This window comes from bacterium (genome assembly GCA_035419245.1).
GTDB lineage: Bacteria > Zhuqueibacterota > Zhuqueibacteria > Residuimicrobiales > Residuimicrobiaceae > JAKPUX01.
Window position 1 is genome coordinate 308,758 of record DAOLSP010000003.1, and the last position, 24,440, is coordinate 333,197.

The window sequence follows — 24,440 nt, forward strand, 5'->3', positions numbered from 1 at the left end:
ACCAGTCCTTCGATGAAAAAAATCCTGATGACCCTGACCGCCCTTCTGGCCGCCTATCTGACCGCCGCGGCGAGCGAATCCCCGCCCTTCACCTGGCCCACCGACGCCAGCCGGCTGCTGACCTCAACTTTCGGCGAGTACCGCGGCCACCGCTTCCATGCCGGCATGGATATCAAAACCTTCGGCCAGGTGGGATACAAGGCCCTGGCCGTCCGGCCGGGATTCGTCTCCCGCGTCCAGGTTTCTCCCTGGGGCTACGGCCGCGTTGTATTTCTTCTTCTCGATACCGGCGAAACGGCCGTCTATGGCCATCTGCAGAAATTCAACCCGGAGATCGCCCGCCGGGTCGCCGCGGAACAGGAGCGCACCGGACACTACGCGGTGGAACTGCGCTTTGCACCGGGCGAGATCCCGGTCGCCCAAGGGGAAATCGTCGGTTGGACCGGCCAAAGCGGCTCCGGGGCGCCCCATCTCCATTTCGAACTGCGCGATGCGGCGGAATCGCCCGTCAATCCCTTGCTCAAGGGCTTTGAGATCAAGGACACTTTGGCTCCGGCCGTCCGCAGGGTCATGGTCATCCCCCTCGACGCCGCCGCGCGCGTCGCCGGCGACCTCGAGCCGGTGGTCTACCTGCCCATCCCTGCTGAACAAGGCCGACTGCGGATCGAACGCACCATTCCGGTCTATGGACGCATCGGCTTCGCTGCCGAGTTCTTCGACCAGATCGACGGCGCCCAGAACCGCATGAATCTCTATCGCTATCGCCTTCTGATCGACGATAAGGAGGTCTTCGCTACTCGCTACGATACCTATCCCTACGAAATCGACCGCCAGGCCGACCTCGACCGCGAGTACCGAACGCTGGTGCGCGACAAGGCGTTGTTTCAGCGCTTTTTCCGCGAGGCCGGCAACACCCTGCCCTTTTATGCCAGCGAGGCCCTCTGGTATGGCGCCCTCGAATGCGATCCCGCCAGTATGGCCCACTCCTGGTTGACCAGCATCACCCGCGCCCTCGGTTTCTTCTGGGACCTCCCCGCCGGCGTGACCATCCTGGAGAAGGGGATCCATCTCTTCCGCATCGAGGCTCGGGATTTCAGCGGCAACTGCACGACGGTCGAAGGAAGGCTTCAGGCCGGACCACCTGAAGCGGTACGCCAGCCGGAAACCGGGGGCCTCGCGCTCGACAAGGCCGGCTATACCATCGATGCCGATTATTATGACGCCTACGTCCGTCTGACCGTCGCCGCTTCCCAGCCGGTCCGGCAGATCCCCGGGCTCCAGGCCACCTGGGGAGACGGCCACCAGGAGAACCTCCTCCTCGCACGCAGCGGCCGCGCGGGCTTCCGCAGCGGCCTGACGCTCTACCCGAACCACCCCGGCCCGGTGCGACTCCGGCTTTTCGATCCGGAGACCGGAGAGGGAAAAGTCCTCCACGAGGTGATGCTCCAGTACGTCACCGTGCGCGAGGGACGGGAGAAGATCTTCGTGACCCAGGACGGGCTGTGTGAACTCTTCTTCGACAAAGCGTCGTTGTTCAAATCGATTTCGGTCCGGGCGCGCACGCGCAACCGCGGCGCCGAAAAACTCCCGCTGGCCAGCAAGATCTATCAGATCGATCCCGTGGATGTCCCCTTGAGCGGAATGGTGACCGTGCGCATCCACGTCGAGGACACGATGCATCCGGAGCAGGTGGCGCTCTACCGGCGGGCGCCGGGCGGCGACTGGCAATATCTCGGCAGGGAGGCAGGCAGCGGCGGCAGCGTCGGTAGTCGCAGCCGCGAGCTGGGTGAGTTTGCTCTCATCCGCGATAGCGAGCCGCCCGCGATCACCGCGCTGCTGCCGGCGGAAGGGGCAAGAACCACGCGCACACCCCTACTGCAGGCGCGCGTGCACGACGCCCTCTCCGGCATTGGCGATGAGGAGCAGTACGAACTCCGCCTCGACGGTCGGCCGGTCATCGTCGAGTACGACCCCGAGGGGGAACGCCTCCTTCATCCGGTCGCAACACCGCTGCGTCCGGGCCGGCATACGCTCGAACTCACCGTAAGCGACCGCTGCGGCAACCGCGCAGGTAAAGCACAGAGCTTTTATGTCCGGTAACCGCCTGAGGGGCTGAGCCGTCGCGGCGACTGCCGGCCCCGAGGGCAGGAAATGACCTTGAAAAAGGGGCCAGGCCATGATTCCCATCCGTGATGAGAATGCCCGCAATCACTTTCCGGCGGTTACGCTGGGATTGATCGCGATCAATGTGATCGTCTTCATCCACCAGAGCCTGCTGCCCAGCATGCAAATGAACGAATTCATCGTGCAATACGGCGCTGTGCCGTATTACATAACCAGCGGCTCGCATCTCTCCACCATCCTCACCTCGATGTTCCTGCATGGAGGCTTTTTTCATATCGCCGGCAACATGTTGTACCTCTATATCTTCGGCGATAACATCGAATCGATGCTGGGGCCGATCCGTTATCTGTCCTTTTATCTGGTCTGCGGTTTCTTCGCCTTTGCGGCGCACTATGTTTTCGATATGCAGTCGATGACACCGATGATCGGCGCGAGTGGCGCCATCTCCGGGATCCTTGGCGCCTATGCCGTGCGCTTCCCGCGCGCCCGGGTCACCGTGCTGGTGCCGCTATTCCTCTGGATCTGGCGGATTTTTGAGATTCCCGCGGTCTATGTGCTGGGATTATGGTTTGTCATGCAATTGTTCAGCGGGGCGGTTGGCTCGGCCCAGAGCGGTGGCGTAGCCTGGCTGGCTCATGTGGGGGGATTTGTCGCGGGGGCGCTTATCATGTCCGCCTGGCAGCGGCGGCTCACTTAAAACGGAAGGCGGTATGGATTTTTTCACCCTCCTCTTCATCGCAGTCGGACTTTCCATGGATGCCCTGGCCGTCTCGATCTCGAGCGGCCTAACCATTCCCAGCGTCAACAGCTCCCATGGACTCAAGATCGCCTTTTCCTTCGGCTTCTTCCAGGCCCTGATGCCCATCCTCGGCTGGGTTGCCGGATCAAGCCTGCGCCGTTACATCGAAGGCGTCGACCACTGGATCGCCCTGGCCCTGCTCTCCCTGGTGGGGGTGCGGATGATCTACGAAGCCCTGACGGGGCACGATTCCGGCGATCCGCTCATCGCCACCGAACCCCGGGTACTGCTGCTGCTCTCGGTGGCCACCAGCATCGATGCCCTGGCCGTGGGCCTGAGTTTCTCCCTCCTGCATGTGCCGCTTTTTCCGGCGGTGCTGATCATTGGCGTCACCACTTTTCTCTTCTCGGGGGCGGGAGTCTATCTCGGCAAGATCGCCACGGCTCATCTCGGCCGGTTTGTTGAGATCCTCGGCGGCCTGATCCTCGTCGCCATCGGCGTCAAGATCCTCCTTGAACATCTGCAGCTCCTCCCTTAAAAAACCCCCAGCCATTTCAGCACGATGATGCCGGCGGAGATGGTAAAAATGCTGCCGAGCGTCGAGGCGAGAATGATATGCCCAGCCAGCCTGGCATTACTGCCCATGGCGTCGGCCATGGCATAGCTGGCGATAGCGGTGGGTGATGCGAAGAAAAAGAAGAGCACGCCCAATTCCTGTCCGCGAAAACCGGCGTAAACGGCGGCGGTGATGGTGATCAGCGGCAGTAGGAGGATCTTGAGAAACGCGGCCAACACGGAGAGGCGGAGATCCGCGCGGATGCCCTTGAAACTCAGGGTGCCGCCAATGCCGAGCAGAGCCAGGGGCAGGGTAAGGGAGGAGAGATAGGTGACGCTTTCGAGGATCATTCCCGGCAGCCGGATCTGCAGCAGCGAGAAGGGCACCGCCACCGCCGCAGCGAGGATGAGGGGATTGGTAAGAATCTGGCGGGTGACGGTCCAGCCGCTGATGGAACGCTCGCGCTTCTGTGTCAGCGAGAGGGCCAGCACAGCGAGGATGTTGTAGGGGGGCATAATCACCGCCAGCACCACCGCGGCTGGGGCGAGCACCTCCGGGCCATAGGCGCTGTTGAGCATGGCGAAACCCAGGATGGCAAAGTTGCCGCGAAAAGCCCCCTGGATGAAAGCGCCACGGTCGCGCCCAGCCCGGACCCACAGGATCCCCGCCAGCGTGCTGAGGGCGAAGGTGATCAGGATGAAGAGCCAGGCGAAGAGGATCTGGCGCCCGTCGAACAACTCCTGAAATCGCGTGGCCGAGATTTTGGTGAAGAGCAGCGCCGGCAGGGTGACGGTGAAAACCAGCCTCGAGGCGACCGCGTTGAAATGAGCGTCGATGACCCCGGCGCGCTGCAGCAACAGGCCCGCGAAGACCAGGATGAAGACCGGTGCGACAATGTTCGCGGCCTGGATAAAGATCGTCATCGGTGCGCCTCTTCTATGCGTGCATCCTGCCGCGCGCCAGCGAGGCGAAAATCCCGGCGAAGCAGAGCGCTGCGAAGCCTCCGAGCAGCAGGTGCATGGCGCCGAGAAACTGCCCCTGATTCTGCAGCGTGATCTGCGTGTGTCCGACGTAGAGGGCAATCACCATCGCCGCCATCCCCATACTGAACATCTGCCCGAGCATCCGCATCGTGCTGACCATCGCCGAGGCCAGGCCATAGTGGCGCCGCTCGACCGAGCCCATGATGGCATTGGTGTTGGGTGAGGAAAAGAGCCCGAAGCCGATGCCCAGGAGAAACAAGCTTGCCCCGATGAAGAGCAGCGGGGTGGCGGCTGTAACGGTCGCCAGCATCGCCAGTCCGATGCTCGACAGCGCCATTCCGGCTGAGGCGATCAGGCGCGGCTCGTAGCGGTCGGAGAGATAACCAGCAAGGGGCGAGAAGAGCGCCTGCATCACCGGCTGCGACATCATCACCAGCCCCGCTTGGCGCGGCTCCAGACCCTGGACATACTGCAGATAGAGACTGAGGATGAAGCCGACCGCAAAGGTTGCGCCGTAATTGATCAGGGCGGCGAGATTGGACAAAGCGAAGACGCGGTTATCACGCAGCAGTCGCACATCCATCAGCGGAAAAGCCCCGAGCGCTTCCCAGCGTAAAAAGAAGAAGAGCCCGATGAGGGATGCGGTCAGCGCGAGATAACCCTGGCGCCCAGGGAGGGCCGAGAGTCCATACATCAGGGCGATCACCGTCAGGGCGTAGAGCGCCGCCCCCCTCCAGTCGAAGCACTCGCCGGCGGCCTCGCGCCATTCCCGATCGAGATAGCGCCAGGTGAGCAGCAGCGCCAGCGCGCACAGCAGGGCGTTGATCCCGAAAATGGTGCGCCATCCCCAGGCCCCGACGATCCAACCGCCGATGGGCGGGCCGAGCGCCAGCCCGAGATAGACCGCGGCGATGTTCCAGCCGAGCACCCGGCCGCGCTGCCCGGGAGGAAAGACCGAGATGAGCATGGCAGTGGCGGTGCTGAAGACCATGCCGCCGCCGAAGCCCTGCACCACCCGGCCTACGATTAGCAGCGTTCCGCTGCGGGCGAGGGCCGCCCAAGCCGATCCAGCCAGGAAGATGAGCACCCCGAAACTGAAAACCCGCTTGCGGCCGCGGATGTCCGCCAGCCGCCCGAAGGGCAGCAAAAAGACCGCCGCCGCCATGAGATAGGAAGTGGCGATCCAGCTCAGCATCACGGCATCGAGACCCAGCTCGGCACCGATTCGGGGCAGCGCCAGATTGACGCCGGCGCCCATGAAAGGCGTACTGAACGAAGTGAGGATCGCCACCGCCAGGGTGGCGCGCTGTAGCGATGTGCCGGACATCATACCGCCGCGAAGGCGCCGAGGTGATACAGATCCTGCAGGGATTTGCGCATGGAGGGGTGCTCACGCTGCTGCAACTCCTCGCTGAGTTCCAGGGGGTCACCATAGTAACCGACGGCGATGGCCACCTGGGCGGTATACTCAGCAGCCGGGATATGGAGGGCGGAATAAACCCTCTCGCGATCGAAGCCGCCCATGGCATGGGCGAAGAGGCCGAGCTTGCGCGCCTGTAGCGCCAGGGCCAGCCAGGCCGCGCCTGCATCAAAAGGCCCCCATTCGAGCGTACGGCCTGAACTGCTGATCCGCCGCGCCAGGAGAAAGAGGAGCACCGGCGCCCGAGCGGCCCAGATCTGGTTGCCGGGGTGAAGGAGGTCGAGAAACCGAGCATGCTCCTGCGGGGTGACGGCCGCGAGAAAGAACCAGGGCTGGGAATTGGCGGCCGAAGGTGCCCAGCGCGCAGCTTCGAAAAGGGAGAGCAGATCGGCTTCGGCGACCGGCCGGGGCGAAAAGGCGCGCGGTGACCAGCGTTCCGGGAACTGGGGGTCGACGTGGGCTTCGGGAAGACGGGGTAGGTTCATGATTCGATTCCTTTGATTTTAAAAGATAAATATACGTGATTTCCGGTTCTTGCTCAATCATTTTTAATCGGGGCCGCCGCCCCGCCCGGCACGATGCACTTGCGGCACTCTACGGCGCCCATCCATACTCCGGCGCCCACCCGGCCGGCCGTGCATCAGACTTTTTGCTTGATTTTGACTCACCCGATTGGCTATATTTAACATGAAGGTGTACAGCACAGCGAACTGGAATGGGCCAGGTGATCTTGGCAAACGAACACACCAATTCACATCTGGCGGCGGCGATCCGGGAGGCGAAGAAAGGCCTCCGCCATAATCACGGCGGGCCATTCGGAGCAGTCATCGTCCATCGCAGCCGAATTATTGCGCGGGGGCACAATGAGGTTTTAAGGACCAATGATCCCACTGCGCATGCCGAGATCGTTGCGATCCGCAAGGCCTCGGCAAAACTTGGCCGCTTCGATCTTGGCGATTGTGAAATCTGGTCCACGTGCGAACCCTGTCCGATGTGTTTTGCCGCCATCCACTGGGCCAAGATACCTCTGCTCTATTATGGCTGCACCCATGATGATGCCGCGGCCATCGGCTTTGATGATGCTTTTATCTATGCGGTAATACGCGGTGAAACCAGTGAGAAGCGCCTGCGGCTCGTGCAGCATGGGCGGCCGGAGTGCCTTGAGCTTTTTAATGAATGGCGCAGCAAGCAGGACCGGCGAAGTTACTGAGAGGAAAGGAGAAAGCATGTTCTGCATCTTTTGTGAAATTGCGGCGAAGCGGATTCCGGCGCAGGTCATCTATGAAGATGAGCGATGCATGGCTTTCATGGACCTGATGCCCATCAATCCGGGCCATGTCCTGATCATCCCGAAAGAGCATGCTGCCAATATCTGGGAACTCCCGCCTGCCGCAGCACAAGCCTTGCTACCGGCCGCACAAAAAGTTGCAGCCGCACTGCGCAGCTCGGGCCTGCGCTGTGAGGGCGTCAATCTGCACATGGCGAATGGCGAAGTGGCCGGGCAGTCGGTATTTCATGCCCACCTGCACGTGGTGCCTCGCTTCGCCGGCGATGGCTTCGGTCTGAAATTTCCGCCGGGTTATGGCGCTGAAGCCGACAAGAACGAACTGGCTGCGGCGGCAGAGCAGATCCGCCAGGCTCTGGTCAAGGCCCGCTGATCCAGCTGCGATCGCTGTGGAGAGAAATAAAAAAGCCCCATTCCTGTTCAGGAACGGGGCTTTTTGTTTATGCGCGTTTAGTTGATTTCGATCTGGCGCGGTTTGACCTCTTCCACCTTGGGCAGAACGATGGTCAGGACACCATCCTTGTAATCCGCACGAATTGCATCGGATTTGACCCGGCTGGAGAGGCTGAAGGTGCGCTGAAAGGCGCCGAAGTGGCGTTCGGAACGGTAGATGTTCGCCTCTTTTTCTTCAACTTCCGATTTGCGCTCGCCCTTGATCGTCAAGAGGTTGTTCTCGACCGAGATCTTGAGGTCCTTTTTGTCCATGCCGGGAACATCGGCCTTGACCACGATCTCATCCGGATTTTCCCGCACATCCACGCGCGGCGACCAAACCATCGAATCTTCCTCGTAACGACTCCAGAACGGCCATCCCATGAAGGCTTCATCAAACCAGGGATTGCGCACCAGATTCTCACGATCACGTTTTACCAGAAACATAACGACCTCCTTTTGATGTATGTTAAGTGGATTGGTTGATCTTGAACGCTTTCGTTGACCTGTGTTACAAATGGCGTGCCAAATTTTAATGAAGGACTTAATAAATTGAAATTAATTAAATTAGAAACAGTTTCCGGTTTCCGCGTGAGTTCTGCCAGGACGACGACAATACTGACAAAAAGACAGACTATATCGGACAGGCTGACAAAATGGCAGATATGCTGTGGACTAGGGAGCGGGAATCCAAATGTTGGGTGAGCACGAGACTTTCGCCGAGGCGCGGGTTCGAGACCGGGTCGGCGTGAGAGGAGCGCAGGGAGGGAACGAGGGGAGCGCCGGGTGAGCGCGAGATTGTTGAAGGGGCGCGAATCGGCCTGCGCGCAGGCACTTTTTTGTTGGTTTTCGCCGGCCGTTTTGTTAAATTAATTATTAATAACGCAGACTTGTTTCCCTGAACCGCCGAAAATCCGGATCCGAACCGGCAGGAGACCCCTCCCCTTGATCAAGGAATTCATCGACATGCCGCGCCTCGAGCGCTGGATCGGCAAAGCCTTCGCCTTTCTGTCGCCCAATTCCTGGACCACCCTCTCCCTGCTGCTCGCCCTCGCCGCTTATGGCGCGGTGGTCCTTGGTTCGCCAGTCAGTGGGGCGCTTCTTTTCACTCTGAGCGGCTTTATGGATCTGGTGGACGGCAAAGTGGCGCGTCACACCCGACACGCCACCGGCCTCGGCGCCTTCTGGGATGGCACTGTCGACCGCTTCGTTGATGCCCTGATGATCCTCTGCCTCTTCCGACTGGACTTTCCGCCGGCGATTTTGCCCATGGAGATCCTGCTCTTCCTGCTCCTCTTTTGCACCCTGCTGCCGCCCTTCATCGTCGCCTATGCCAACCATCGCGGTGCGGTGCCCGATCCGACGGAAAAGGTGGTCTGGCGCTTCGCACTGCGGATTGAGTATCTCGTCTTCTTCATCGCCGCCATTCTGGTCAATCCCTTTTCCGCCGCCTGGAGCCTCGGCTTGGTCTATGCCGCCCTGGCGCTGATGGCTGCGACCGTCGTGCAATCGATCGTGCTGGTTTTCATCAAATCGCGGGACTATGCGTGAAGCGAGGATAGCGCGTTCGCCCGCTGGGGGTCCCCCCACGCGGTTTGCGGCGCGCCGGATCGACGTGTAAAATTGACATTGTCTTTCTCCTTGGAGAGTTTTATTTTGTGACGGGCCGCTCGAGCCCGGCCGCTGTGGCATCACTCCCAACCAGAGGCACGACATTGCGCTCCGGAACCGGTATCCTCTTGCTAATCGGCCTTTTGGCTACCCCCTTAACGGCCCAGAATGGAGCGCTGCAGATGCGCCTGAACGGCCTGATCCAGGAGCGCCTGCAGCAACTGCCCGCCGAGAACCAGCTCGCCACCCGCTACGGCGTCGAGCGGCTCTCGCCAGACCTTATGACCCTCTATGGCCGGCGCGGATTCCGGCCGATCTGGGTCAATGAAGCGGGCGTACGGAGCGAGGCCGATACCCTTCTCGCTCTGATCCGCAATGCCAGAGCGCATGGTCTGAATCCCGGCCGGTATCATCTGGCGGCGCTCACCGGCCTGCTCAGGAGCGGGCGCGATCGTCTCGCTTCCGCGCCGGTCGACCCGGTCCAGCTGACCGATCTCGAACTACTGCTCAGTGATGCTTATCTGGTTCTTGGCGTGCACCTGGCGGCGGGACAGTACAATCCCCACGAGGTGGATGCCGAGTGGTATCTCCATAAAAACGAGGCGGATCTGGTCACCCGCCTCAATGCTGCGGCCGAATCGGGCAACCTGCTCGAGGACCTGCGCCGTCTGCCGCCGCAAGAGGAGGACTACCGCCGCCTTGTGGAAGCTTATGGCTACTACCGCCAGCTCGCTGTCGAGGGCGGCTGGCCTTTCGTCGCCGAAGGCCGCAAACTGGAAAGGGGGATGTGGGACGAGCGGGTGATGCAGGTCCGCGCCCGGCTGCGTGCCACCGCCGATCTCAGCCTCAAACCGGCCCCGGTCGAAGGGACCTTCGACGCAGAGCTCGAACAGGCCGTGCGCCGCTTTCAACTGCGCCATGGGCTGGATCCCGACGGCAAGATCGGCAAGAGCACGCTGGCCGAAATGAATGTGCCAGTCGAAGCGCGGATTCGCCAGCTGGCCGTCAATCTGGAACGCTGGCGCTGGCTGCCACGCAATCCCGGACACCGCCACATCCGGGTCAATATCGCCGATTTCCAACTTCAACTCTTCGAGGCGGACACCGTGGCCTTGACAATGCGCGTGGTCGTCGGCAAGACCTACCGGCGCACCCCGGTCTTCAGCGATATGATGACCTATATGGTGGTCAATCCCTACTGGACGGTCCCTACCACCATTCTGCTCAACGACATTGTGCCCAAGGCAAGGCGGAATCCCGACTATCTTAAAAAGGAGCGGATCAGAGTCTACGAGGGATGGAGCGAAAATGCCCCGGAACTGGATCCAGCTGCCATAGACTGGAGCAAGGTTTCAAAGAATCGTCTGCCTTACCGCCTGCGTCAGGATCCGGGGCCCGGTAATTCACTGGGGACGATCAAATTCATGTTCCCCAATCAGTTCGATGTCTATCTTCACGACACGCCGCATCATGAACTATTCAGTCGCTCGACCCGGGCCTTCAGCTCCGGTTGTATCCGCATCGAAAAGCCGCTGCAGCTGGCCCTTTACCTCCTGGATGATCCGGCTTGGGACGAAGCCCGGCTGCGCCGCCTCATCGCCTCACGCGTCGAGACGGTCCTCAAGGTGCCCCGACCCATCCTGGTGATGCTGGTCTATATGACCGCATGGGTCGACGAAGACGGGATCGTGCAGTTCCGCCAGGATATCTATGAGCGCGATAAGGCGATCCCGGTAAGCCTCGATGCCGCGCCTGCTTTGGCGCAGCTGACAACGCCCTGATGCAGCGGATGGCGCGGCAGATGCCGCCCTTTTAAACGAAAAGGTCGCCCGATGGCAATCCCTAAACAACTCGTAACCGTTTTGCTGCTCTTCCTGATGACCGCTGCTCATGCCTTTTCGCCTGGAGCGGCTGGTTTCACCCTGCATTTTAAAAATGAAGTTACTTCCTTCACCTGGGCGCCCATCTTCCTTCTCCCCGGCGATGAAATTTCACTACGGGTTGAGGAGAACGCCGCGCATCATCACTTCGTTGTCCAGGTCGACAGCGGCACCCTGCGCTTCAAGGGATTGAACACCTGGCTGTATACAGCGCCGACAGCGCCGGGATTCCACCAGGGACAGATTATCAGCCTGGACCGCGCTGACACCATGCATCTGCAGATCTTCGTCATGGTACCGCGCAGCGTCATGAAGGGCGAAACGATGAACGGCTATCTCATCGGCCATTATCCCGCGGTCGCCTTGCGCGAACTCGATGTCTACCGCCCCCCCGCAGGTTTTATCAAGGTGACAGCGGCGGATCTGGAGCGCCGCCTCACCCCCCATTTCACCCTGGGCCAGTTCGTTTGCAAACAGCAGGGCGATTTCCCGAAATACATGGTCCTGCAGGAGCGGCTGCTTTTCAAACTGGAATACCTGCTGCAAAAGGTCAACGAGAAAGGCTACGCCTGCGAAACCTTTGCGGTCATGAGCGGCTATCGCACCCCAGCCTATAACCGCCACATTGGCAACCGCAAGTACAGTCAGCATTGTTACGGTGGCGCTGCGGATATCTATATCGATGCCGATCTCGATCAGATCATGGACGACCTCAACAAGGACGGTCGGCGGGATTACGCGGATGCCGGGGTGCTCCTGCAGGTGGCCGACTGGCTATCCCGGGCGGAGTGGTTCACGCCCTATGTCGGCGGACTGGCGCGGTATCGCGCCACCCGGCGCCATGGTCCTTTTGTGCATGTGGATGTGCGCGGTTTCAGTGCGCGCTGGGGGGACTGAGCGCTCCCGGACAATGAAAAAGCCCGCCTCTCCAGGGAGAGGCGGGCTTTTTTTTGGGCATTACGCCGATTCAGTTGATCTTGGGGATGCGCAGCTTTTGACCCGGATAGATCAGGTCCGGATTCTTGATCACTTCACGGTTGGCCTCAAAAATGACAGGGTATTTCATGGCATTGCCATAAAAGGCCTTGGCAATTTTGGACAGGCTGTCACCCGACTTGACTTCATAGTAGACCGTTTCTTCCGCTGGTGGAGCTTGCGGGGCAGTCAGATAGACGTCATTGACCTTGGCAACACCCTTGATATTGCCAGCAAGAAGGACCGCCTTTTCCTTGACGGCCTGGGAAGCGGCCTGGCCATAGAGATCGACCACGCCGTCATCGAACTTGACCTGCAGGTTGGTGATCTGGTTCGGCAGTTCGGTGTTGAGCAGATTGGTGATGGTCGTGGCTTCGTCCTCACCTTTGCCGAATAGGTTGGCGCCAACATTTTTAATGAAATCGATGAGTCCCATTATACTTCCTCCGGGTTAGGGTCAGGTACGGATTGCGTTGATTAACAAGGATGCCAATACCTTTTAAACAGCACGGCAGGGGAATTTCTTCCCGGCGCGTGATGAAATCGCCCGGCGCTGGGGTCTGGTGGTTCAGGGCATGGTGGTCATGCTCCTCAGGCGGCCAGGGTGAGCCAGAGGATGCCCCAAAGGAGGGTCAGGAGGGTGATGGGCACACCGGCGCGCAGGTATTCGCGGAAGGAGATCAGCACGCCGCGCTGGCGCGCCGACTCGGCGACGATGAGGTTGGCGACCGACCCGAGCAGGGTGAGGTTGCCCGCCAGGGTGGTGGCCATGGCCAGAGTGAGCCAGGAGAGCTCTGGCCGGGTGAAGTGGGGGATGAGGGGACGGAAGAGCAGCACCGCCGGCACATTCGAAACCAGATTGCTGAGCAGGGCGGAGGCGATCGCGAGCGGTGCGACGCCGCGGTCGGCGACCGGGGCGATCCAGCGAAAGATCCGCTCGCTCAATCCGGCCGCCTCGATGGAGCCGGTGACGACGAAGAGCCCGCTGAAAAAGACCAGCAGTGACCAGTCCATTTCGCGGAAGACGCGCTCCGGCTTGAGACGGCGGGTGATGAGCAGAAAGGCCGCGGCCGCCAGGGCCGAGAGCGGGATCGGCAGACCAGAGAGGAGATTGACCAGCATGAAGAGGACGGCGGCGCAGCCCTTGATGAGCAGGGCTTTATGCCAGACGACCGCCTCGAGAGGGGGCGGCATGAGCCGCCCTTTGCCGAATTCGCTGCGATAGAACAGCACCAGAACAATCCAGGCGATCACCAGTCCGACTGCCGCCACCGGCAGTAGCCGTGCCGAGAAGCGGGCATAGCTCAGCCCCGAGGCGATGCCGATGATCATGTTTTGCGGATTGCCGGTGATGGTGGCGGTCGAGCCGATGTTGGCGGCGGTGGCCAGTCCGATCAGGTAAGGCAGGGGATTGCGGCGCAAGGCCAGGGTGATCTCGAGCACCAGGGGGGTGAACATCAGCACGATGGTGTCATTGAGAAAGAGGGCGCTGAAGAGCCCCGACACCGCCATGATCCAGGCGAGGAGCTGCCGCGGCGAGCGCGCCCACTGCATCACGCGGCGGCCGGTGAGGCGAAAGAAGCCGGCCAACTGCAAATTGGCGATGATGATCATCATCGCCAGCAGCAGGACCAGGGTGTCGAGATCGAGGGCGGCATAGGCCTGGCGCAGCGGTATGGCACCGAGCAGCACCAGCAGGGTTGCGCCGCTCAGGGCGATGGTGGCGCGGTTCATGCGCAGCCGGGGCAAACGGCCGACCGCGACGCCGGTCAGGGTGATCACCAACAGGGTGACGATAAGCCCCAAGGGATAGTGCAGCATGGACGACTCCTCAAATAGCGTAGTAATGTACAGGTTTTGCCCCTCTCTTGCCACTATTTTATCATCACTCCGGACGGCAGCGGCGTATATTTTAATCTTGCTTATCAACTAAAATCATCGTAAAATTATTCTAAACCGGTCTGTTCGCAGAGGAACCTCGATGGTAACGCGTTCGCAGAAAATACGCCTCGGCCTTTTCCTCACTGTAGCCGCGATCGCCCTGATCGCCCTGCTGGTCGCCGTGCTGGCGCCGCGTTTCATTCAGAAACGGGAAACCTACAAAATCGGCTTCAGCGATGTCTCGCTGACCGGCCTGCTCGAGGGCGGGACGGTCAAGTACCACGGTCTGAATGTGGGCTTTGTCAGCCAAATTTATATCGATCCCGACAATATCCGCCGCGTTATCGTCGAGGTCAGCCTCGATCCGGCGACTCCGATCAAGCGCGACACTGAGGCGGAGATCACCTTTCTGGGCATCACCGGCCTCAAGGTGATCGAGTTGCATGCCGGCAGCGACACCTCGGCCTTCCTGCAGCCCGGTGCGTTCATCCGGACCGGCCGGTCGATCACCGACGAGATCACCGGCAAGGCGGAGGTGATCGCCGACAAGGCGGAACGGGTGCTCAACAATATCGCCCTGCTCACCGATGCCGCCAACCGCGCCAAAATGCTCACCCTCATCGACAACACCAACGCCGCTCTGGCCGAACTCAACGATATCCTGGCGAAGAACAATGCACCCTTCACCCACCTTATGGCCAACGGCGAGGCGATCTCCAGCGATCTGCAGGAGAGCGCGGCCTCGGCCAAATACGCCATAAAAAGCCTGCGCGGCTACGCCGAGTCCGATTCCGTGCGCGAGATCATCGGCAACCTCGCCCGCTTTTCGCGCACCATCAACGAGGCCGACCTGCTCAAGATCGTCCACGATCTCAATGTGACGCTCGACCGCACCAATTCCATACTCAAGGAGATGGGAAGGCGGTATACCGAGAGTGAGGCGGAGGTCACTGCGACGCTCAAGGCGACCCAGGAGACGCTGGACAACCTCAACGAGTTCTCGCGCCAGATCAGCGAAGACCCCTCGATCCTCTTGCGCGGCGGCAAGCCTAAAGGCATCCCGGATTACCAACTGGAGAAATGAGATGAGACGGATGCAAGGGATAGCGGTGCTGCTGGGTGCGCTGCTGCTGGTCCACTGCGGCAGCCGGACGACCCTGGTGCGCCGGTACTACCTCATCGAATCCGATGCCCGTGTCGATACCCGCCTGCTGGCGGTGCCCTCCCCCTTTCTGGTCAATGCTTATATCAGTCCGGTGCGGATCGCAGAGCCCTATGAAGGGCTGCGCATCGCCCACCGCAGCAACTCCAATGAGCTGGTCTATTACTATTACCATTACTGGGCCGAAAAACCCGCCCAAATGATCGTGGGAGTGGTGGAGACCGCTTTTGAGCAGGCGGCGATCTTTAAGAGCTGTACGCGCCAGAACCATACCGCCGCCGATGTGATGATTGTGACCGAGATCGATGCCCTGGAACGGGTTCTCGAGGCCAAAGCCGAATATGCCCGCATCTCCGGCCTCTTCCAGATGGTCTATCTGCCCACCAATACCGTCATGCTCAGCTATCCCTTCGAACGTCGCACCCGCCTGCGCAGCGACCGGAGCATGAATGGCTTCGCTGATGCGATCAGCCGGGCCCTCTTCGCCGAGGCGGAGGAGTTCATCTTCCGCGTTGCCGACTATTATCAGTATCCTCCGGAATAAACATGCTACGGATTTTGCTCATCGGCGACAGCCTCAGCCTGAATGGCATCCTGAGCCGGGAGGAGGCAGCTGAGGCCCTGACCGAGATCCGCCTGCGGCTCGAGCGCTGGCAGGGGGAGAAACTGCAGATCGATCTCTCCGGGCTTGAGCGCATCGACAGCGCCGGCGTAGCCGTTCTAGATCAGCTTCGCGCCGAGGTGCAGCAGCGCGGCGCGGCTATGGAACTGGTGCGCATTCCCGCGCAGGCGCAGGAGGCGATCAAGCTCTTTTCCAGTCTAGAAGCACCCGCCGTTGCACCCCTGGTGAAGGAGAGCTTTTTTTACCGCCTCGGCGATTCCGCTCTGAGCATCGCCCGCAGCGCCCGCACCATCCTCTACCTCATCGCCGATGCCGCTTTTTTTGCGGTAATCGGACTCTTCAACCGCAAGGGGATCCGCAAGGGCGAATTTGTCAATCAATGTATCCTGATCGGGGTCAATGCCCTGCCCATCGTCGCCCTGATCGCTTTTCTCATCGGTTTCATCATCGCCCTCCAATCGGCAGCCCAACTGCGGCAGTTCGGCGCAGCGATTTACGTCGCCGATCTCATCGCCATCTCTATGACCCGCGAGATGGGGCCGTTGATCACCGCCATTATCTTCGCCGGACGCAGCGGTTCGGCGATTGCCGCCGAGCTGGCAACCATGGTGGTCACCGAGGAGACCGACGCCCTGCGCTCGATGGCCCTCCATCCCACCCGGTACGTCGTCGTGCCCAAGATCTACGCCATCACCCTGACCATGCCCCTGCTCACCGTCCTGGCGATCATCATCGGCATCGGCGGTGCCATGGTCATCGGTTATACCTATTTGGGCATCGGCCCCAAGCCCTTTTACCAGGAGGTGATGACGGTCCTGTTTTTTCGCGACATTGTCACCGGACTGGTCAAGAGTCTGGTCTTCGCACTGATCATCGTGTTGGTCGGGGCCTATTACGGCTTTAGTGCCAAGGGCGGCTCCGAGGATGTCGGCCGGGTGACCACCGCAGCGGTTGTGGCCTCGATTTTCTGGGTGATCCTCGCCGACAGCATTCTCGGCCTGATCTTTTATTTCGGCCAGGGATTGGAGTACTGAGTGATGGCCCGCGAGATCGTCAAAGTGGATGGCCTGCATGCTGCCTATGAGGGCGAGGAGGTGCTGCGCGATGTCTCGCTCCGTGCCTTTGAGGGGGACGTGACGGTCATTCTCGGCGCCTCGGGGTGCGGTAAAACCACTCTGCTCAAACATCTCATCCGACTCTATCTGCCGGTCCGGGGGACGATCGAGATCTTTGGCGACGAGATCACCGCCATGGATGAGCCCGAGTTCGATGCCTTGCTGCAGCAGGTCGGTGTGCTCTTCCAGAACTCGGCTTTGCTCAACTCGATCAGCATCGCCGAGAATGTTGCCATCCCCCTCGAGCAGCACACCACCCTGCCGCCGGAACTGATTCAACGGCTGGTGCGTACCAAGCTGCGGCTGGTCGAAATGGAGGGCGCACTGAACAAGCTGCCGGCGGAACTCTCCGGCGGGATGCGCAAACGCGCCGCCCTGGCGCGGGCCATCATTCTCGATCCCCGCCTTCTCTTTTGCGACGAGCCCTCTGCGGGCCTCGACCCCATCACCAGCGCCGGTCTCGATTACCTGCTGCTCAAATTGCGCGACGAGCTGGGGATGAGCATGGTCATCGTCACCCACGTGGTATCAAGCATCAAGCGCATCGCCGACCGCTGCATTTTCCTTGACCACGGCCAAGTGCTTTTTTCCGGGACCTTGCAGGAGGCGGAACGCTCCGGCATCGAGAAGATCGAGCGTTTTTTCCGGGAGGGATGAGCCGGAGAGAGGTGCATAAAAAAAGCCCCGAATGGATCGGGGCTTTTTTTGTGTCGCGACTGCTGGCAAGGCCAGCCTGTATCGGGCGACGTGGTTCACGGAACAAGGCCCGGCTGCATTTTCCGGAGGTACAGGAGGTAGTAGAGCCCGGGGTCGGGAGCACGATCGTCGGCGGAACGGGCGCTGCAGCCGGGTCGTCAAATTTCAGAAAGATAGAACAAAACCGGGTTGCCGGCAGTCTGCATCCCGGCAGGATGAAGGTGCTGGCTGCTCTGCTGCGGAACCGCAGTGTTGGAAAGATAGATGACCTCGTCGTAGGGCATGGGATCGATATAGCAGTAAAAGGTGGCGGATTCGCCCGGCTGCAGGCAGTGGCCCGGAACGTCGGCGAATGCGCGCTGGTACTGCACCATCTGCCCCCCTTTGTAAAAGCAGATCAGCACCGAGGGATAGGCGATCAGGGCCCTCGAACTGTTACGGACCTGGCCCACGATTTTTTCGCCGGCGGCGTATCGCATCGTGCGCGTGCGCAGCACTTGGAGGCCCTCCTTGTTGAGCAGGGGTTTCATGCCCGTGCTGCTCTCATAGGAGATGCTGAAGGCGATACTGTCAAATTCGGTCCGGTGAAGAATGCTGGAAAAATAATTCTCTCTGCCGGGCCGCATGCCGCTCTGGCCGTAGGTGCCATAGTCTCCATACAGTTCCGCCGTTCCTGCCGCCAAACCGCGCCTGTAAAAATGGCATTCCAGCCGTACGTAATCGACCGGCTGCTTGCCGGTATAGAGCAGACGCGAGTAGCCCATCAGATAGGCATCCGAGTAGGTGTAAAGGCAGAAATCCCGGATGATAAATTCCGGCGTCACCTCCAGATCCCGGACCGAATAGGCGGGATGTTCGTCAGCAAGCAGCGGCCAGGCGCAGGCCAGTGACAACAGCAGCGCAGAAATGGACTTGCTCATGCTTTCCTCATTGAACCCGTACAACGGAACAGAACGCTGGTATGCTGCACTCTCAAACGGATGCGGCGATTTGTTGCGGCAGAGTCACGCTGATGCTACACGCTGGTTCTCAGAAGCAATACAATAGCGCCCGCGCAGAGAGCGGAGAGGGGCGGGGCTAAATGGCGTAGCGCGGCGGATGAGATCCGCGCGGACGCTTATGGATTACTCTGAGTTGCTGGAGACTATCGGATGCTGAAAAGGTGTCTTGGAGGGGATAAAACAGCGCACCCGGCTGCCCGGAGATTGCGCCTCGGTTCTGTATTCCACCCGTCCCCATCCCATCACAATGAGCAGATACCCGTCAAGGGGAATTTTTTCTGATGCGAATCTAAGAACTAGAATCAAAAAAGGCAAGGAAAAATATAAAATATTTTATTTTCGCCATTATTGAATTTATTGGGCTTGGCCGGGCCCCGAAAAGGAGCGAGCCCGGCGACGGGGTGATTTTGGCGTCAAATTATTGCGCCGGGATTTAGTGCATTATCTCTAATGAAATCAAAGGATAAGTCTAGTGTGGATAACTCTGAAAACTGGAGTTAGCACCCGGACGCCTGTGATTTATGCCAATAGTCATGGATCGCCAGGACCGACTCGGTGAGCTGGCTTTGCATGATCAGATCCAGCTCGAAACGGTCCTCCTCGTCCGCCCCTTCCTTGAGATAAAGAGGGGTGAAGCGGCCCGGATCGATGAAATAAAAAATGGGCACCAGCAGCTCCGCCACCTTTTTGTCTTTCTCGGTGAACCAGCGCCCTTCATTGAATTGCATGCCCTTGGAAAAACCTACGCACCAGAGTCCGAGATTCTGCATCTGGGTCTCTGGATCCATGGCCTCTCCCAGCCAGGGCTGGAACCGGCTGTCGGCAATGTCGGCGACGGTATCGTTATATAGACCGAAAAGGGAGAGGATGAGGGTCTCCAATTCCTGCTGGTCCTGGCCCTCCGGCAGCTGGCCGTTGGCCGCGAGGGCGAAGGGGATCCAGCGTTGCGGCGGCAGCGGCTCGGGACCGACGATAACGGCGGTCATCAATCCGTGTGCGGCGGCGAGCGGAGGGGTGCTGCTGCAGAGAGCCGCAAGTCGCCGTTCCAGCTCGGCGGGCTTGATCAGAGTAGGCGAAGTGGCCATGATCATCTCCTCACATTAAAAAAAAAGGAATGGACCGCTGGATCCATTCCTTGACGGGATTCAGGTCTGGAAGTTCAGTCTCCGCGTTTGCCGAACTGTCCATCGAGCATCATCAGGGCATGCGGCGCATTCTTGGCCATTTTGACCAGATGCAGCCCCTTGTCCATGTTGCCCTCCTCTTCGATCTGCTCCTTGACGAACCAGTCAAGCAGGCCGGCGGTGGCATAGTCGTTTTCCTTGACGGCCAGCGCCATCAGCTCGTTTATCGATCTGGTGATGAACTTTTCATGCTCCAGGGTCAAGGCAAAGATCTCCTCGACATCCTTGTAACTGGTCTGGGGCTTTTCGATGGCCTCGAGGACAACACGGCCGCCCTGTTCGTTGACATAGGCGTAGAACTTCATGGCGTGTCCCATCTCTTCTTTGGCCTGAATCTCAAAGAAGCGGGCGAAACCATCGAGATATTTTTCCTTCAGGTCCGCTGCCATGGCAAGATAAAGATAAGCGGAGTACATCTCCTTGTTGATTTGCGTATTGATAGCGGCTTCCATCTTTTTGGAAATCATCAGGTCCTCCTTTGCGAAGCTTCATAGTGCGCTGATTAGAATATTCACTCACTTGTAACAAAAAATCCCCTGAAATAGTTCCGGACTTTCATAAAAGCGAAATAATCTGGGCGCAAATGATGGTGCAGACCAGCGCGACCGGATAGACGGTGGCGTAGGCGACGGCCGGGGCGGCACAGTCGCTCATCGGATCGAGGGCGCCTAAGCCCGGCGTGCTGGTCATCGCCCCGGTCAGCGTGCCGAGGAGGGTGAGAATGTTGATCCGCAGCAGGCCATAGCCCAGGGCGATGCCGGCGATCATTGGCAGCAGGGTGATGACCGCGCCGATCAGAAAGATGCGCGCGCCGTATTGCCCGATCGCCGTGCTGATATGAGCGCCGGCCTCGGTGCCGACCGCGGCGAGAAAGAGGAGCAGGCCGAGCTGGCGCAGCACCTGGTTGGCGGTCCCGGAGAGGCTCCAGATGACCGGCCCGGTCTTGCCGATGCGGCTCAGGATCAGGGTGACGGCAAGCACACCGCCGGTCAATCCCAGGCTGAATTCCATGCCCCCCGGAAGCGGTATCGGCATCTTGCCGAGCAGGATGCCGGCGACGATGCCGAGAGCGATGGGCAGAAAATCGGCCTCCGAAATGCGCTTGTCGTCATTGCCGAGCAGCTTGACCACCTGATGCATGTTATCCGAATCACACGCCACCAGCAGCTTGTCGCCAAAACGCAGCACACTGCCGCGCCGGGGGGCGATGTCGATATCGCCGCGACGGATGCGCGTGATGTTGGCGTTGTAATTGGTATGCAGGTGCAGGGTGGCCAGACTTTGACCGACGACCGTGCGGTTGGTGACCAGCACCCACTGGACCTCATACCCCTTGGACAGGGGGATCTCGCGGTCGGTCTCCGGGCCGATCAGCAGCCGGGTCTTCTCGAGGGCCTCGGTGGTGCCCACCGCCTTGACCAGATCGCCGAGATAGAGCCGGGTTTCCGGTGAAGGCGTGACCGCCACGCCATTGTGCATCACCCGCGAGATCGTGGCTTCCGTCATCGAGCGGATCGTCAAAGCCCCGAGGGGTTGGCCGTCCATATTGACGTTCTCGACGATAAAATTGCGGTTGAGGATCTCCGGATGGGCGATGAAGGCCTCGGCGGCATAGTCGCGGGCGGCGAGGGTGAGATCGGCGCGCAGCAGACGAGGCATCAAACGAACAAAGAGAATGACGCCGATCACACCGAAGGGATAGGCGACGCCATAGCCGATCGAGGCGAGCGGCGATCCGGCCGCCTCGATCGCCGCCGCCAGCCCGGGCGTGCTGGTGAGCGCGCCGGTGAAGAGACCGCTGGCCATCTTGAAATCGACGTCAAAGGCATAGGCCAGGGCTACCGTGACACCGGCCCCGGTGACGACGATCAGGACCGTCGTCAGTACCAGCTGCAGGCCGCGCCGCTGAAAGGATTCGAAAAAACCCGGACCGGCGGAAATGCCAATGGTGAAGATGAAAAGAAGCAGACCGACATTCTGAAAATCGGCTGGGACGCGATAGCCATAGTGGCCGAAGATCAGCGCCACGAAAATCACCGCCGAGACGTCGAGCGAGATGCCCTTGATCTGAAAGCGGCCGAGGACGATACCCAGGGCGACGATGAAAAAGAGAATGAAGGCGCTGGACTGGAACAGGGCGGTCATCTGCAAATTCTCCGAAAAGGGAGAAAATTTAGACAATTTCAGGCAAATATCAAAATTATTTTGCCTATGGAGGGTCAATTTTCTATATTAGACGTACACGAATCCGCAGATCTCCTTGGAAAGGATATCCCCGATGTTGCGTTGGTTTCCCGCCTGGGCGCTGCGCCAGGCGCTGCTGCTGCTGCTCGCCGCCGGACTGACCGGCCTGGTGGCCAATCACCTCAATCCCCGCGGCGTCGCGCTCCAGCCGGGTGGCTCGGCTATAGCCGGCATGGCCGCCATGGAAGAGAGCGATGGGGCGGAACTGCCCCGTCCCATCACCCTGGTACAGCTGCAGCTGCTGCTCGGGCGCGAGGCCGCGCTGCTGCTTGACGCGCGCAGCCGTGACGAATACCGGGCCGGCCATCTGCCCGGGGCGGTCAGCCTCCCCTTCGAGGACGGGAGCGAAGAGCGGGCGCGGATCGAACTGCTGCCGCGCGACCGCTGGCTGATCTGCTATTGCGACGGCGGCGGTTGCGAGCTCTCTGAACATTTGGGGCTGGAGCTGGTCGGACGGGGCTTTAAAAAAGTGGCGGTGTACCGCGGCGGGATCGAGGAGTGGCGGCAGCACCATGCCCTGGTGCAGGAGGAAGCCCATGAGTAACCCAGCCGGCGCCCGCCTCGCCACCCTGCTGCGCCTGGGACTGGCGGCGCTCTTTATCTATGCCAGCCTCGACAAGATCGCCCATCCGGCTGCTTTCGCCGTGGCTATCGGCCACTACCAGATGCTCCCCGGCTTCCTGGCGGCCCTGCTCGCCGCCATCCTCCCCTGGCTCGAACTGGGCTGCGGCCTGGCGCTGCTGCTCAACCGCGGCGTGGCCGGCGCAACCCTGCTCGTCGCCGGGATGAACCTGCTCTTCATCCTCGCCATCACGGCGGCGCTGGCCCGGGGACTCGATATCTCCTGCGGCTGCTTTTCCACCTCCGGCGCGGGCAGCCGTGTCGGGGTGACGCGTCTGCTCGAAGACCTCGGGCTGCTGATCGCCGCCGTCTGGCTCTACCTGCGCGCCATCGCAGCGCCGCGTCCGGATTTCGCCTGAGCCGGTGCAAGCGCGCCGGCTCAGCACCGGGGAACCGGATATCCCTTAAACCACCACCAGCTGCATGTAATCGCGGATTGCGAGCGGCCGGGTGCCCAGCGCCCAGGTCGCCTCGATCAGCCGCTCCCGCTGCTCCGCCCCCATCACCGCCTCCGCATTGGCCGTAAATTTGGCGACCACCTCCGCATCGCTCATCGGATTCTCAGGGCTGCCCTTGGCATGGTCCACCTGGGCTGTATGCGTCCGCCCGGCGGTATCGGTGATCTCGACAATCGCCCGTTTGGTCCCCGGAAAAAGCCGGTCGATCTCCGCATCCGCCACTACCTTGATCTTGCCCAGCATGCTCCAGATGCGCGGATCGGCAAGCTTTTCCTCGCTGAAGGAGGAGGGGAGGACATGGCCGTCCACCAGGGCCGCGGCGATGCAATAGGGAAGACTGTGGTCGGCGGTCTCCTTGGTCGTCGGCTTGTATTTGCTCGGATCGGAGAGGATGTCCGCTCCGCGGGTGGTGGTCCGCACCAGGACGCGAGCGATCGTGGCCTCGGTCAGCTGCTGTTGTTCGCGCAATTCGAGCGCTGCGGAGATCGCTTGATGGGTGAGGGCCTCGGTGGGGAAAGGCTTGTAGCCGCATTCGGTGATGAGCCATTTCTCGCCCAGACCATCGAGCAGCGCCTCAGTCGACCACTTTACGTTGTGGAGGACGTGAAAGAGGCCCTCTTTGCCCTCGATCACCTCGACCGGTCCGGTGTAGTTTTCGGCGGCCAGCAAGGCCGCGGCGACGCCCGCGGCGGTGGCCATCGGATCGGCGGTGTTTTTCATATTGGTGAGGTGGCCGGCGACCACGCCGCCGAGAGTGAAATGGCTTGAACCGCTGATGCCTGCGGCGGCCACGGTCTGTTCTTCTGACAGACCAAGCAGGCGGGCGGCGACGAAGGGGGAGACGAACTGGGTGAGGGTGGCGTGATGCCAGCCGACCTCGCGCACGCCGGGCGTTGCGGCAAGGCACCAGCGCATCTCCAGTTCGTAGGCGATGAGGATGCCGGCGATGAGATCGCGGGCATCGCGGCCGGCCTTTTCGCCGGCGGCCAGAGCGGCCGGGATGATATCGGAGGGATGGCTCGGGTCCTGCTTCCAGTAAATGTCGTTATAGTCGATGGCGCGGATCAGGAGGCTGTTCATCAGTGCGGCGTTGGGGGCGTTGGTGCGCAGGCCGCTGCCGATAAGCGTGGCGTCCGGCGTTCCGCCCAGCTTTTCGATGAAGCGATGCGCGGCGCGCATGTCCTCATTGCCGAGGGCGGCCAGGGCGCAGCCGAAGCTGTCGAGCAGAAAGCGGCGCGCCTCCTTGCGGGCGGGTTCGGGGATGGCGTCATAGTGCAGACCGAGGGCGAAGCGGGCCATTTGTCGCGTGATGCTCATGGGGGCTCTCCTTGTACAATGGAATGTGGCAGTATTCAGGCGGGCTAATTTAATAAAGCTGCGGGAGAAAGCAAAGAAAAAGCGCCTCAGGGCGTGCGCGCCGCTCTCCGCTCGCTTGGCCTGGTCCGGCTCAG

The 24,440-nt window shown here is 60.7% G+C and carries 25 protein-coding genes; 14 read left to right on the forward strand and 11 right to left on the reverse strand.

Annotated elements, in window-relative coordinates; genetic code table 11:
• Nucleotides 1-12: 12 nt before the first annotated feature.
• The 3 genes from PLH32_07155 (at nucleotide 13) to PLH32_07165 (ending at nucleotide 3,401) form a co-directional block, all read left to right on the forward strand.
• Complete coding sequence (locus PLH32_07155; GenBank protein ID HQJ64375.1) at nucleotides 13-2,100, forward strand: hypothetical protein; 2,088 nt, start codon at nucleotides 13-15, stop codon at nucleotides 2,098-2,100.
• A gap of 76 nt (nucleotides 2,101-2,176) precedes the next feature.
• Nucleotides 2,177-2,821 (forward strand): rhomboid family intramembrane serine protease, encoded by a 645-nt coding sequence (locus tag PLH32_07160; GenBank protein ID HQJ64376.1) that lies wholly within the window; start codon nucleotides 2,177-2,179, stop codon nucleotides 2,819-2,821.
• A 13-nt stretch (nucleotides 2,822-2,834) separates the two neighbouring features.
• Nucleotides 2,835-3,401 (forward strand): manganese efflux pump MntP family protein, encoded by a 567-nt coding sequence (locus PLH32_07165; protein HQJ64377.1) that lies wholly within the window; start codon nucleotides 2,835-2,837, stop codon nucleotides 3,399-3,401.
• On the opposite strand, the gene PLH32_07170 is transcribed toward PLH32_07165, so the two are convergent.
• The 3 genes from PLH32_07170 to PLH32_07180 are packed head-to-tail and all read right to left on the reverse strand — an operon-like array spanning nucleotide 3,398 to nucleotide 6,307.
• Nucleotides 3,398-4,342 carry an AEC family transporter gene (locus PLH32_07170; protein ID HQJ64378.1) on the reverse strand — a complete coding sequence of 315 codons (945 nt, stop codon included), beginning with the start codon at nucleotides 4,340-4,342 and terminating at the stop codon, nucleotides 3,398-3,400. The genes PLH32_07165 and PLH32_07170 overlap by 4 nt on opposite strands.
• 13 nt (nucleotides 4,343-4,355) lie before the next feature.
• Nucleotides 4,356-5,729, reverse strand: a complete 1,374-nt coding sequence (locus tag PLH32_07175) for an MFS transporter (GenBank protein HQJ64379.1) — start codon at nucleotides 5,727-5,729, stop codon at nucleotides 4,356-4,358.
• Entirely contained in the window at nucleotides 5,729-6,307 is a 579-nt protein-coding gene (locus PLH32_07180) for a nitroreductase family protein (GenBank protein HQJ64380.1), read from the reverse strand. Before PLH32_07180 ends, PLH32_07175 begins: the two co-directional genes overlap by 1 nt.
• A 245-nt stretch (nucleotides 6,308-6,552) precedes the next feature.
• Between PLH32_07180 and PLH32_07185 the strand changes: the two genes are divergently transcribed.
• The gene (locus PLH32_07185; protein ID HQJ64381.1) at nucleotides 6,553-7,032 is read left to right on the forward strand and encodes a nucleoside deaminase; all 480 of its coding nucleotides are present in this window, start codon (nucleotides 6,553-6,555) and stop codon (nucleotides 7,030-7,032) included.
• Between the two features lie 16 nt (nucleotides 7,033-7,048).
• Nucleotides 7,049-7,480: an HIT family protein gene (locus PLH32_07190; protein ID HQJ64382.1), complete on the forward strand. Its 432-nt coding sequence runs from the start codon at nucleotides 7,049-7,051 to the stop codon at nucleotides 7,478-7,480.
• A 77-nt stretch (nucleotides 7,481-7,557) separates the two neighbouring features.
• On the opposite strand, the gene PLH32_07195 is transcribed toward PLH32_07190, so the two are convergent.
• A complete protein-coding gene (locus tag PLH32_07195) occupies nucleotides 7,558-7,986 on the reverse strand; it encodes an Hsp20/alpha crystallin family protein (protein ID HQJ64383.1) in 429 nt (142 codons plus the stop codon).
• A gap of 498 nt (nucleotides 7,987-8,484) precedes the next feature.
• On the opposite strand from PLH32_07195, the gene PLH32_07200 reads away from it, so the two are divergent.
• The 3 genes from PLH32_07200 to PLH32_07210 all read left to right on the forward strand — a co-directional run bounded on the left by PLH32_07200 (nucleotide 8,485) and on the right by PLH32_07210 (nucleotide 11,927).
• Nucleotides 8,485-9,090: a CDP-alcohol phosphatidyltransferase family protein gene (locus PLH32_07200; GenBank protein HQJ64384.1), complete on the forward strand. Its 606-nt coding sequence runs from the start codon at nucleotides 8,485-8,487 to the stop codon at nucleotides 9,088-9,090.
• A 242-nt stretch (nucleotides 9,091-9,332) separates the two neighbouring features.
• A complete protein-coding gene (locus tag PLH32_07205; protein ID HQJ64385.1) occupies nucleotides 9,333-10,931 on the forward strand; it encodes a L,D-transpeptidase family protein in 1,599 nt (532 codons plus the stop codon).
• A 51-nt stretch (nucleotides 10,932-10,982) separates the two neighbouring features.
• Nucleotides 10,983-11,927, forward strand: a complete 945-nt coding sequence (locus tag PLH32_07210) for a D-Ala-D-Ala carboxypeptidase family metallohydrolase (protein HQJ64386.1) — start codon at nucleotides 10,983-10,985, stop codon at nucleotides 11,925-11,927.
• A 70-nt stretch (nucleotides 11,928-11,997) separates the two neighbouring features.
• On the opposite strand, the gene lysM is transcribed toward PLH32_07210, so the two are convergent.
• Both lysM and PLH32_07220 read right to left on the reverse strand, forming a co-directional pair.
• Nucleotides 11,998-12,441 (reverse strand): peptidoglycan-binding protein LysM, encoded by a 444-nt coding sequence (gene lysM / locus PLH32_07215; protein HQJ64387.1) that lies wholly within the window; start codon nucleotides 12,439-12,441, stop codon nucleotides 11,998-12,000.
• A gap of 155 nt (nucleotides 12,442-12,596) precedes the next feature.
• Nucleotides 12,597-13,826 carry an anion transporter gene (locus tag PLH32_07220; GenBank protein ID HQJ64388.1) on the reverse strand — a complete coding sequence of 410 codons (1,230 nt, stop codon included), beginning with the start codon at nucleotides 13,824-13,826 and terminating at the stop codon, nucleotides 12,597-12,599.
• 160 nt (nucleotides 13,827-13,986) lie between these two features.
• On the opposite strand from PLH32_07220, the gene PLH32_07225 reads away from it, so the two are divergent.
• From PLH32_07225 to PLH32_07240, 4 genes are read left to right on the forward strand one after another with little or no spacing between them, the layout of a single operon-like run.
• Entirely contained in the window at nucleotides 13,987-14,970 is a 984-nt protein-coding gene (locus PLH32_07225; GenBank protein HQJ64389.1) for an MlaD family protein, read from the forward strand.
• A gap of 1 nt (nucleotide 14,971) precedes the next feature.
• A complete protein-coding gene (locus PLH32_07230; protein ID HQJ64390.1) occupies nucleotides 14,972-15,592 on the forward strand; it encodes an ABC-type transport auxiliary lipoprotein family protein in 621 nt (206 codons plus the stop codon).
• A 2-nt stretch (nucleotides 15,593-15,594) separates the two neighbouring features.
• Nucleotides 15,595-16,704 (forward strand): MlaE family lipid ABC transporter permease subunit, encoded by a 1,110-nt coding sequence (locus PLH32_07235; protein ID HQJ64391.1) that lies wholly within the window; start codon nucleotides 15,595-15,597, stop codon nucleotides 16,702-16,704.
• A gap of 3 nt (nucleotides 16,705-16,707) precedes the next feature.
• The gene (locus PLH32_07240; GenBank protein HQJ64392.1) at nucleotides 16,708-17,442 is read left to right on the forward strand and encodes an ATP-binding cassette domain-containing protein; all 735 of its coding nucleotides are present in this window, start codon (nucleotides 16,708-16,710) and stop codon (nucleotides 17,440-17,442) included.
• A gap of 197 nt (nucleotides 17,443-17,639) precedes the next feature.
• Here PLH32_07240 and PLH32_07245 read toward each other — a convergent pair whose 3' ends face one another.
• The 4 genes from PLH32_07245 to PLH32_07260 form a co-directional block, all read right to left on the reverse strand.
• A complete protein-coding gene (locus PLH32_07245; protein HQJ64393.1) occupies nucleotides 17,640-18,401 on the reverse strand; it encodes a hypothetical protein in 762 nt (253 codons plus the stop codon).
• A 578-nt stretch (nucleotides 18,402-18,979) separates the two neighbouring features.
• Complete coding sequence (locus tag PLH32_07250) at nucleotides 18,980-19,567, reverse strand: YecA family protein (protein ID HQJ64394.1); 588 nt, start codon at nucleotides 19,565-19,567, stop codon at nucleotides 18,980-18,982.
• A 74-nt stretch (nucleotides 19,568-19,641) separates the two neighbouring features.
• Nucleotides 19,642-20,133 (reverse strand): ferritin, encoded by a 492-nt coding sequence (locus tag PLH32_07255; protein ID HQJ64395.1) that lies wholly within the window; start codon nucleotides 20,131-20,133, stop codon nucleotides 19,642-19,644.
• Nucleotides 20,134-20,221: 88 nt separating this feature from the next.
• Entirely contained in the window at nucleotides 20,222-21,811 is a 1,590-nt protein-coding gene (locus PLH32_07260; GenBank protein HQJ64396.1) for an aspartate:alanine exchanger family transporter, read from the reverse strand.
• A gap of 133 nt (nucleotides 21,812-21,944) precedes the next feature.
• Between PLH32_07260 and PLH32_07265 the strand changes: the two genes are divergently transcribed.
• Nucleotides 21,945-22,454 carry a rhodanese-like domain-containing protein gene (locus tag PLH32_07265; protein HQJ64397.1) on the forward strand — a complete coding sequence of 170 codons (510 nt, stop codon included), beginning with the start codon at nucleotides 21,945-21,947 and terminating at the stop codon, nucleotides 22,452-22,454.
• The gene (locus PLH32_07270; protein ID HQJ64398.1) at nucleotides 22,447-22,890 is read left to right on the forward strand and encodes a MauE/DoxX family redox-associated membrane protein; all 444 of its coding nucleotides are present in this window, start codon (nucleotides 22,447-22,449) and stop codon (nucleotides 22,888-22,890) included. The genes PLH32_07265 and PLH32_07270 overlap by 8 nt, the downstream gene beginning before the upstream one ends.
• A 45-nt stretch (nucleotides 22,891-22,935) precedes the next feature.
• Here PLH32_07270 and PLH32_07275 read toward each other — a convergent pair whose 3' ends face one another.
• Nucleotides 22,936-24,306, reverse strand: coding sequence for an MmgE/PrpD family protein (locus tag PLH32_07275; protein HQJ64399.1), 1,371 nt, complete (start codon nucleotides 24,304-24,306; stop codon nucleotides 22,936-22,938).
• Between the last annotated feature and the right edge of the window lie 134 nt (nucleotides 24,307-24,440).

What these genes read in the sequence shown, in the direction of transcription:
- PLH32_07260 (HQJ64396.1), bottom strand. Translation starts at nt 21,811, where the DNA reads ATGACCGCCCTGTTCCAGTCCAGCGCCTTCATTCTCTTTTTCATCGTC.
- PLH32_07255 (HQJ64395.1), bottom strand. Translation starts at nt 20,133, where the DNA reads ATGATTTCCAAAAAGATGGAAGCCGCTATCAATACGCAAATCAACAAG.
- PLH32_07175 (HQJ64379.1), bottom strand. Translation starts at nt 5,729, where the DNA reads ATGTCCGGCACATCGCTACAGCGCGCCACCCTGGCGGTGGCGATCCTC.
- PLH32_07195 (HQJ64383.1), bottom strand. Translation starts at nt 7,986, where the DNA reads ATGTTTCTGGTAAAACGTGATCGTGAGAATCTGGTGCGCAATCCCTGG.
- PLH32_07220 (HQJ64388.1), bottom strand. Translation starts at nt 13,826, where the DNA reads ATGCTGCACTATCCCTTGGGGCTTATCGTCACCCTGTTGGTGATCACC.
- PLH32_07240 (HQJ64392.1), top strand. Translation starts at nt 16,708, where the DNA reads ATGGCCCGCGAGATCGTCAAAGTGGATGGCCTGCATGCTGCCTATGAG.
- PLH32_07160 (HQJ64376.1), top strand. Translation starts at nt 2,177, where the DNA reads ATGATTCCCATCCGTGATGAGAATGCCCGCAATCACTTTCCGGCGGTT.
- PLH32_07245 (HQJ64393.1), bottom strand. Translation starts at nt 18,401, where the DNA reads ATGAGCAAGTCCATTTCTGCGCTGCTGTTGTCACTGGCCTGCGCCTGG.
- PLH32_07250 (HQJ64394.1), bottom strand. Translation starts at nt 19,567, where the DNA reads ATGGCCACTTCGCCTACTCTGATCAAGCCCGCCGAGCTGGAACGGCGA.
- PLH32_07275 (HQJ64399.1), bottom strand. Translation starts at nt 24,306, where the DNA reads ATGAGCATCACGCGACAAATGGCCCGCTTCGCCCTCGGTCTGCACTAT.
- PLH32_07180 (HQJ64380.1), bottom strand. Translation starts at nt 6,307, where the DNA reads ATGAACCTACCCCGTCTTCCCGAAGCCCACGTCGACCCCCAGTTCCCG.
- PLH32_07155 (HQJ64375.1), top strand. Translation starts at nt 13, where the DNA reads ATGAAAAAAATCCTGATGACCCTGACCGCCCTTCTGGCCGCCTATCTG.
- PLH32_07235 (HQJ64391.1), top strand. Translation starts at nt 15,595, where the DNA reads ATGCTACGGATTTTGCTCATCGGCGACAGCCTCAGCCTGAATGGCATC.
- PLH32_07265 (HQJ64397.1), top strand. Translation starts at nt 21,945, where the DNA reads ATGTTGCGTTGGTTTCCCGCCTGGGCGCTGCGCCAGGCGCTGCTGCTG.
- PLH32_07190 (HQJ64382.1), top strand. Translation starts at nt 7,049, where the DNA reads ATGTTCTGCATCTTTTGTGAAATTGCGGCGAAGCGGATTCCGGCGCAG.
- PLH32_07230 (HQJ64390.1), top strand. Translation starts at nt 14,972, where the DNA reads ATGAGACGGATGCAAGGGATAGCGGTGCTGCTGGGTGCGCTGCTGCTG.
- PLH32_07165 (HQJ64377.1), top strand. Translation starts at nt 2,835, where the DNA reads ATGGATTTTTTCACCCTCCTCTTCATCGCAGTCGGACTTTCCATGGAT.
- PLH32_07205 (HQJ64385.1), top strand. Translation starts at nt 9,333, where the DNA reads ATGCGCCTGAACGGCCTGATCCAGGAGCGCCTGCAGCAACTGCCCGCC.
- PLH32_07170 (HQJ64378.1), bottom strand. Translation starts at nt 4,342, where the DNA reads ATGACGATCTTTATCCAGGCCGCGAACATTGTCGCACCGGTCTTCATC.
- PLH32_07210 (HQJ64386.1), top strand. Translation starts at nt 10,983, where the DNA reads ATGGCAATCCCTAAACAACTCGTAACCGTTTTGCTGCTCTTCCTGATG.
- lysM (HQJ64387.1), bottom strand. Translation starts at nt 12,441, where the DNA reads ATGGGACTCATCGATTTCATTAAAAATGTTGGCGCCAACCTATTCGGC.
- PLH32_07270 (HQJ64398.1), top strand. Translation starts at nt 22,447, where the DNA reads ATGAGTAACCCAGCCGGCGCCCGCCTCGCCACCCTGCTGCGCCTGGGA.
- PLH32_07225 (HQJ64389.1), top strand. Translation starts at nt 13,987, where the DNA reads ATGGTAACGCGTTCGCAGAAAATACGCCTCGGCCTTTTCCTCACTGTA.